The sequence below is a fragment of the Nitrosophilus sp. genome (assembly GCF_982775275.1).
Window position 1 is genome coordinate 1 of the sequence record NZ_CEXZHP010000061.1, and the last position, 7,944, is coordinate 7,944.

9 protein-coding genes are annotated in these 7,944 nt (G+C 30.8%); 6 read left to right on the forward strand and 3 right to left on the reverse strand.

What is annotated here, in order from left to right; all coding sequences use genetic code 11:
• The 6 genes from AC30RD_RS04350 to AC30RD_RS04375 all read left to right on the forward strand — a co-directional run.
• A partial coding sequence (locus AC30RD_RS04350) for a hypothetical protein (RefSeq protein WP_489493053.1) occupies positions 1-1,551 on the forward strand: 1,551 nt, incomplete at its 5' end.
• A gap of 63 nt (positions 1,552-1,614) precedes the next feature.
• The gene (locus AC30RD_RS04355; protein WP_489493055.1) at positions 1,615-2,682 is read left to right on the forward strand and encodes a diguanylate cyclase; all 1,068 of its coding nucleotides are present in this window, start codon (positions 1,615-1,617) and stop codon (positions 2,680-2,682) included.
• Between the two features lie 73 nt (positions 2,683-2,755).
• Complete coding sequence (rimO, locus tag AC30RD_RS04360) at positions 2,756-4,075, forward strand: 30S ribosomal protein S12 methylthiotransferase RimO (RefSeq protein ID WP_489493056.1); 1,320 nt, start codon at positions 2,756-2,758, stop codon at positions 4,073-4,075.
• A 1-nt stretch (position 4,076) separates the two neighbouring features.
• Positions 4,077-5,075 (forward strand): tRNA lysidine(34) synthetase TilS, encoded by a 999-nt coding sequence (gene tilS, locus AC30RD_RS04365; RefSeq protein WP_489493058.1) that lies wholly within the window; start codon positions 4,077-4,079, stop codon positions 5,073-5,075.
• A gap of 52 nt (positions 5,076-5,127) precedes the next feature.
• Positions 5,128-5,415, forward strand: coding sequence for a nucleotidyltransferase family protein (locus tag AC30RD_RS04370; protein ID WP_489493060.1), 288 nt, complete (start codon positions 5,128-5,130; stop codon positions 5,413-5,415).
• A complete protein-coding gene (locus AC30RD_RS04375; RefSeq protein ID WP_489493062.1) occupies positions 5,408-5,851 on the forward strand; it encodes a HepT-like ribonuclease domain-containing protein in 444 nt (147 codons plus the stop codon). Before AC30RD_RS04370 ends, AC30RD_RS04375 begins: the two co-directional genes overlap by 8 nt.
• Here the strand turns inward: AC30RD_RS04375 and AC30RD_RS04380 are convergent.
• The 3 genes from AC30RD_RS04380 to AC30RD_RS04390 all read right to left on the reverse strand — a co-directional run.
• Positions 5,823-6,326: a hypothetical protein gene (locus AC30RD_RS04380; RefSeq protein ID WP_489493063.1), complete on the reverse strand. Its 504-nt coding sequence runs from the start codon at positions 6,324-6,326 to the stop codon at positions 5,823-5,825. The genes AC30RD_RS04375 and AC30RD_RS04380 overlap by 29 nt on opposite strands.
• The gene (locus AC30RD_RS04385) at positions 6,310-7,365 is read right to left on the reverse strand and encodes a hypothetical protein (protein ID WP_489493064.1); all 1,056 of its coding nucleotides are present in this window, start codon (positions 7,363-7,365) and stop codon (positions 6,310-6,312) included. Before AC30RD_RS04385 ends, AC30RD_RS04380 begins: the two co-directional genes overlap by 17 nt.
• Positions 7,366-7,389: 24 nt before the next feature.
• The coding region (locus AC30RD_RS04390; protein WP_489493065.1) for a lysophospholipid acyltransferase family protein at positions 7,390-7,944 on the reverse strand (555 nt) is incomplete at its 5' end.

Sequence of the window (7,944 nt, forward strand, 5' to 3'; positions counted from 1 at the left end):
TTATATGAGCTACCGGCACTAAAATATGAAGATGAAACCGGAAAAACCCATACCGTCGTATTTCCTTTTTTTAAAGAAAAATGGCAGATAGATAAACTGATCAAATCTATTGACGAAAATTCAAATACCAATCCTCAAATAACGATAGAACTCACAATAAAGGCTTTAAAACTCTCTTCAAGCACCCAAGAGGCTCTTACCGAGATTTCAAGCGCTTTAGCCTCACAAGAGGAAGAAAATATTGAAAATATAACTATCTTGGATAAAAAAATAGATCTAAAAGATATTGGGCTAGATCCTATTGAGATAGGGTTTTTAGAAGTTTTTAAAAGATCAAAGGGTAAAGTTATTAAAGCCTTTATAGACTCAGCGGCTACCAAAGAGTTATCAAAAGAGGATTTGGAATTAACAAAATATAAACCTTTATCGGTAAAAATAAAATTTTACACCCCAAACGGGGATTTTGAAACAGTTAGAGAGATAAATGATAGATCTTTAAAGGATATGATCTTTATATTTGGCGTAAATACTCCCGATCTTCCAAAAGAGAGTATTACAAAACTTGAAAAAAAATATAAAAAAGAGTATCAAAATGCAAAAAATCCAGACACCTACTCCTCCATTAAATGGATGGGGAGAGTTTTATTAGCAAGATTTATCTCGGCTCAAACCACATTTGAAAAGGAAGCGGCAAAGAGACTGACTTTGCAAACGGATAGGATAAAATCAACAAGAATCATAGCTATAACGGTATATAACGGCAAAAAACCTACAATCACTTTTGATTTGATTAACCCGTATCCAAATATTGAAGGAGATGAAAATTCTAAAAAATCATTTAATATTATGTGCGGTATATTTTACTCTAAACTTGAAGGCGAGATTATTCCAAAATCGATCAACGCTTTTAAAATTTGGAGTATTCTTCCCAAAAATTCCGAGCTTCTTTTTATCCATCCAGATGAAAAAGAGATTTTTATACAATTTTTAAAAGAGCAAAACTATCCAACATGGATGATTGAACATTTCAAAGAGAGGGATAACTTTATACTCTTTCCATCCTTACCGGCAAAAATAGAAGATAGATACATAACCGCCTGGCTGGAGGTGGAGCCTCAAACATATAAAATTTTTTCATATTTAAGTAGCGGAGAAAGAGGGATGGCCGATTATTTGGAAGCCGAAGATGCTCAAGCCATCAACCAATATATAGGCGGCTTTTGGATGGGGGTCCAAGTATCTGTTTGGGCGACTGCCGGATATTCTCTAATTTTTGCTGATTACGACAAGATAAAAAAGAGTGCCGAAATCTTTGCAAAATCTTTAGCAAAAGAGGCAAATAAAATATTTCAATATCCAGAACTTGCAAATATTGAAAAACAGACGATAAAAGCGGGTCATATAGCAAACTCTTTAGGATTTAAAAATTATACAGTCCAAGATCCTCAAGCCTTAAGCCAATATAAAACCTTAAAAGATATATCCAGACAGAAATTTTTGGGTTTTGAAAACGGTTTTAAAGCAGGGGTTGATTGGTATTTTAGTCATTAAAATTAACAAATTTTCTTTTTTGTTCGATAATATTATATACAAAATTAGATAGAAGGGACAGCCATGGAAAAACACAGCTGTACAATTACCAAAAAGCTTGAAAGTGGAGAAAAATTTACTAAAGAAGATATAAAAACTATAATGAATATCGTAAGACAAGAGATGAATTTTATGATAAGAAACAATATCTTAATCACGCCTAAAAATTATGAGAGATGGTTTTATGTTTTTTGTTATATAGTGGAGTCGAAAAAGGAGTTAAACGATCTTGAAATACTTGGACTTTTTAAAGAGATTTATGATGAGCCATACGATGAGATCAAAGAGAGAAAAGAAGAAAAAGAGGTTGTAAATCCAAAAGGTTTTGTTAAAAAACTAAATAAAATCGCAGATTCAATAGATAAAAAACTTCTTGAGATAATAAATACGGTAGATAAACACAATAACAATATAGAAACGCACACAGAATCCATTATGGAATCCTCCGAAGAGATCGAGGATCATAAAGAGATATTAAACTCCGTAAATAAAATATTAAAAGAGTTAAACGAATTAAAAGAGGAAAACAAAGAGTTAACAGAAGAGTTAAAAAGGTATCATAAAGACGTTATACTACTTCAAGAGGAACTAAAAATAGCAAAAACGGAAGCCGAGATAGACTTCTTAACCGGACTTGTAAACAGAAGAAGATTTGAAAGAGCGCTTCTTGAGCTTTTAAACGATCTTCAAACAAAAAATTACCCTTTTTCTTTGGTGTTGTTGGATATTGACGATTTTAAACAGATAAACGACAAATTTGGACATCCCGTAGGAGATGCGGTGCTTCAGGAAATCGCTACGATATTAAAAACGTTTTTGAGAGCAAACGCCATACCTTCGAGGATAGGAGGGGAGGAGTTTGCCGTTATTTTACCAGGATCCGAGCTTGAGGCCGCAGAACATATAGCCGAGAGACTAAGAAGAGCCATAGAAAATAGAAATTTTGATACAAACGATTTAAAAGTAACGGCAAGTTTCGGTGTTACTCAAGCAAAAAAAAGCGATACGTTGGAGTCCATATTTGATAGAGTGGATAAGGCTTTATATGAAGCTAAAAAAATGGGAAAAAACTGCGTAGTGGCTCTTGACTGATCAAGAGCCCTTCTTTCTTAAACTCTCTTAAGTTATGATAAAATTATAAAAAATTTTTCAAGGAATCCTTTTTATGAAAAAAAAGTTATACGTAGTTTCTCTTGGATGCACAAAAAATCTCGTAGACACGGAAGTTATGCTTGCTAAATTGAAAGATTATGAGATAAGCCAAAACGTAAACGAAAGCGATGTGATCATAGTAAATACCTGCGGTTTTATAGATGCGGCTAAAGAAGAGAGCTTAGAGACTATTTTTGATATTCACTCAAAAAGAAAAAAAGATTCGCTTCTTGTTATGGCTGGATGTTTGAGCGAAAGATATAAAGAAGAGCTTAAAAAAGAGTTAGTAGAAGTAGATATTTTTACCGGAGTTGGAGACTATAACAAAATCGATGAACTAATAAGAGAGAAAAAAAGCGCATTTAGCGAAAAACCTTATCTTATAAAAGAGGAAGAAAGGGTCATAACCGGCTCAAACTATCACGCTTATATTAAGCTTAGCGAAGGATGCAACCAAAGTTGTAGTTTTTGCGCAATACCTTCGTTTAAGGGAAAGCTCCAATCAAGAGATATAAATTTGATATGCGATGAGGTAAAAAGAGTATATGAAAAAGGTTTTTTTGATTTTACCTTCGTATCTCAAGATAGCAGCTCTTATCTTAGAGATTTTGGGCAAAAAGATGGGCTAATAAAACTTATAGAAAATATTGAAAAGCTCGATATAGATATAAGCGCAAGGATTTTATATCTTTACCCTTCAACAACCTCTCTTGAGCTTATCAAAAAAATAGAAAACTCCCCTATATTTCATAACTATTTTGAGATGCCGATACAACATATTAGCGATAAGATGTTAAAAGTTATGAAAAGAGGAGCGGGAGCAAAAAGAACAAAAGAGCTTTTAGAGGCTATGAAAAAAGTTAAAAACAGCTTTTTAAGAACATCCATAATAGTTGGACATCCAAAAGAGAGCAAAGAGGATTTTAAAGAGCTTTGCTCCTTTTTGGAAGAGTTTGAGTTTGATAGGGTAAACATCTTTGCATATTCTGACGAAGAGGGGACTAAAGCTTACAATATGAAAGATAAAGTCTCAAAAGAAGAGATTGAGGAGAGGTTGAGTATATTAAGCGAAATAGTTGAAAAAACTACTATAAAAAGCTTTCAAAAAGATCTAAACAAAGAAGTTGAAGCGGTTCTTGAAGGTCCCAGCCAAGAGAGCGAGCTTTTATTGAGCGCAAGGAAAATCCAGTGGGCTCCTGAAGTTGACGGTGAGATTTTGATAAACGAGAGTGAAGTTAAAAATCTAAAAACGGCAAATATCTATAAAGTAAAAATTACCGATTTTGCCGACAAAAAATTGATAGGAAAAATTATAAAACCACTTAGGAAATAGTTTGGAAAATTTTTTAGATAAAGCGGCGCTAAAACTTTTAAAAAATAGAAAAAATCTTCTCGCATTTTCCGCCGGTATCGATTCGACTGCGCTTTTTTTCCTTCTTTTAAAAAAAGGTATAGAGTTTGATATAGCGATAGTCAATTATAAATTAAGAGCTCAATCAGACAGCGAGGTAGAGTATGCAAAAGAGTTGGCCAAAAGATATAAAAAAAAGATCTTTATAAAGGAAGCACCTATTAAACCTCCATCTATCGAAGAAAAAGCAAGAGAGATAAGATATAGGTTTTTTGAGGAGATTATAAAAAAGGAAAATTATCATAACTTAATAACCGCTCATCAGCTAAACGATCAATTAGAGTGGTTTTTTATGCAGTTTACAAAAGGTGCCGGAGTAGTGGAGCTAATCGGAATGGAAATAGTTACAAAAAAAGAGGCGTATACTATAGTTAGACCTCTTTTAAAAACTTCAAAAGAGAAACTAAAAAATTTTCTTCAAAAAAACAAAATCAAATATTTTTTTGACGTAACAAATATAGATCTATCTTATAAAAGAAACTATTTTAGAGTAAAATATTGCGATCCTTTGATCAAAGAGTTTGAAGAAGGTATAAAAAGAAGCTTTGAATATCTGCAAAAAGATAAAGAATCCTTAATAAAAGATATAAATTTTATAAAAATAAAAAAAGTTTTTATCGCCAAAAATCCAAAAGATGATATAAAACTTTTAAGAGTGATAGATAAGATCGCAAAAGAGTTGGGATATTTACTAACAACGGATCAAAAAAAAGAGATTTTAAAACAAAAAGAGGGTGTTGTTGGAGGAAAAATCGCTTTTTCCATAAATGACGACTTTGTTTTTTTATCTCCGTATATCAAAATCCCCATGGATAAAAAATTTAAAGAAAAATGCAGAGTTTTAAAAATACCCCCAAAAATCAGAGGATACTTATATAAAGAAAAAATCGATTTAGATTCTATTTTAAAGAGTTTAAGTTAGATTTTTAAATTGATTTGAGTTATAATTTATAAAAACTATTTAAAGAGTTAAAATGAAATCAAAAAAAGAGATTTTAGAGTTTTTAAGAAACAATAAAAAATTTTTGCAAAAAAAATATAAAATTAAAAAAATAGCCCTTTTCGGTAGCGTAGCAAGAGATGAGGCAACTCAAAATAGCGATATAGATATTTTAGTAGATATGCCGCCCTCTTTTGATAATTTTTTCGATTTAAAATATTTTTTGGAAGATGCCTTAAAAGCAAAAGTGGATTTAATCAAAGAGAATAAATTAAGAGCTTTTATCAAAGATAAAATAAAAAAAGATATAATCTATGTCTAAAAGAGACGCAAGTTTTTATTTCGTAGATATTTTTTTAGCTATTTATAAAATTAATCTCTACACTCAAAGATTCGATAATGCACAAGATTTTTTAGACTCTATGCTCGAATGGGACGCAACCATTAGAGAATTGGAGATTATAGGCGAAGCTATTAACTGGCTAATCAAACTAAATATTTTAGAAAATAAAAAATATAGAAAAATTGTAGATTTTAGAAATTTAGTTATTCACGGGTATTTTGGAATAGATGAAAATGATGTTTGGGATGTAGTAAAAAATAAACTCTCACCTTTAATGGAAGATTTAACAAATATCATAATAGAACAAAATATATCTATTAAGAACGCCGTACATTTTGCTAAAAAAGAGAATTATAAAAACGAAAAAATTATTGATTTTTTAGATACTATTTTAAAGAGTATACAACGGCGGTGAGTTTTAGATCTATAAAATTTTCGCTTTTTTCAAAAATTATAGGATAATCAAATTTTATAGGGAGAGAGTTTTGGTTTATATACTCTATAAGTTTATAAAAATTGATTGGTGAGTCTATCTTCATATCCACGATAAAGTCTGTTTTTACAATTTTTTCTAAATCCTCTTTTAAATACTCTTCTACCTTTACCTCTTTGGCGTATAAAGCAAAAAGATTTTCCAAATCCTCCTTCTCAAAGCCTTCTTGAAAATTTTTTAGATATAGGTTATAACCTTTGAGTGAGCTATAAATATCTTCTAAATTTTCGCTAAAATTTTGTAAATTTCTAAGATTTTGCTCTAATGTGGCTATATCTTCTTGCAATTTTGAGCTTTTTTTAATATCGGGGATTATTAAAAAGGTTGCCACCGCATAAAATATAAAAAGAGTCCCTATGATAGAAGATAACAAAACTATTTTATTTTTTTGACCCATCTTTTTTCCTAACAGATTCATAATTTATACTAATAAACTTATATCCACTTTTTAACTTTTTAAATCTAACCTCCCCTTTTTGATAAAAATTTTTTAGGTTTTTGTTCAAATAGCTATCAAAAATCGCCTTACTTGGGGTAAAACCTACCAAAACAAGTCTATCTTTGTCAAATTCGGCTTTAAAAAGATATATTTGATCAGGTATTAGATCAAAAACGTTTTTTATATTTGAAACTATGAGCATATTTTGGCTTTTGATCTCTTGCACCACGGGAAGAATATTTTTCAAACTTGCAGTCTCTTCCTTTAGTTCAGATATTTTCTCTTGCAGATTTTGTTTTTCATACTGCAAAGCCAATACCTTTTCTTGAAGCGCAGCATTTTTAACTCTAACATAAAGATCGATAACTATCAAAACGGCAAATATAACTATAGCGGCAATTTGCAGCCATTTTGGAAAAAGGGGTTTCTCTTCAAATAGAGCGTATGCGTAGTTATCCTTTTTTTCATATATTTTTTTTAAAAGATCTTCGATTTTTCCTTTTTCTACGTCTATCTCTATAAGTATACTCTCATATAATTCTTTGATGTTTTTTTCTTTTATATCATCGCAATCAAAAAGATAGATCCTCTCCAAAAAATAGCAGCACTCCCCTTTGTAAAAATTTTTTATAATTTCTTCGGTAACTATTTTAAAATCGAAATCTTTTTCTTTTTTTAAATGTTCGCAAAATATTAAAGAACCCTCTTTAAAAACCCCATATGTAATAAAATCTTTTTGATTTAATATATATAAAGCCTTTTCATCCTTTTTTTCTTTGTATAGCTCGTATAAAATGGCGTAAGGCGAAAGAATATAGCGATTTTTGAGGTTTTTTAAATCATCTTTTAAAAAGCCTATATCAAATTTTGACTCAATATTTTTATATAAAAATCTATCCTCTTTATTTTTATTTGAATCTTTGCATATGATATCTTGTTTAAACGCGTTTGCTAAGATCAAATCTTTATAAATAATATTTTCTTCAAAATCCGACACAACTCGCCTTTAATCTATTTATGGTTATTGTATCATTTGCATCTTTATAAAATTCTTTGCACTCTCTTTTTCCATCCCGGTTACTTTAAAAGGCTCCTTTACCTTAAAAGTTAACTTACTAAAAGGCTTTGGTATCATAAATCTATCCCAACTTTTTAGTTCCCAAAAACTTGAGGCTTCATAAGAAAATACTACTATATAAACATCCTCTTTTTGACTTATGGCTACTATCCCATCAGCCACGCTTTTTATAGGTCCTCTTGGACCATCGGGAGTTATGGCGATATCATAACCTTCTCTTAGTTTTCTTATCGCCTGAAGCAAAACTTTCGCGGCACCTTTTTTTGTGGATCCTCTAACCGATTCGATACCAAACTTTTTTACGATCTTTGCGATTATCTCCCCGTCAAAATGTTCGCTTATCATAACGGCAATTTTGTGATTTTTTCTCACCTTTTTATAAAGGTATGGCTGCATCAAAAGATTTCCATGCCAAAAAGCCACTATGAAGGGCTCTTTTGGTAAAGAAGAGGGTATTTTAAACTCTTTTTTGCAAGTTAGATATATAAGACGTATCAA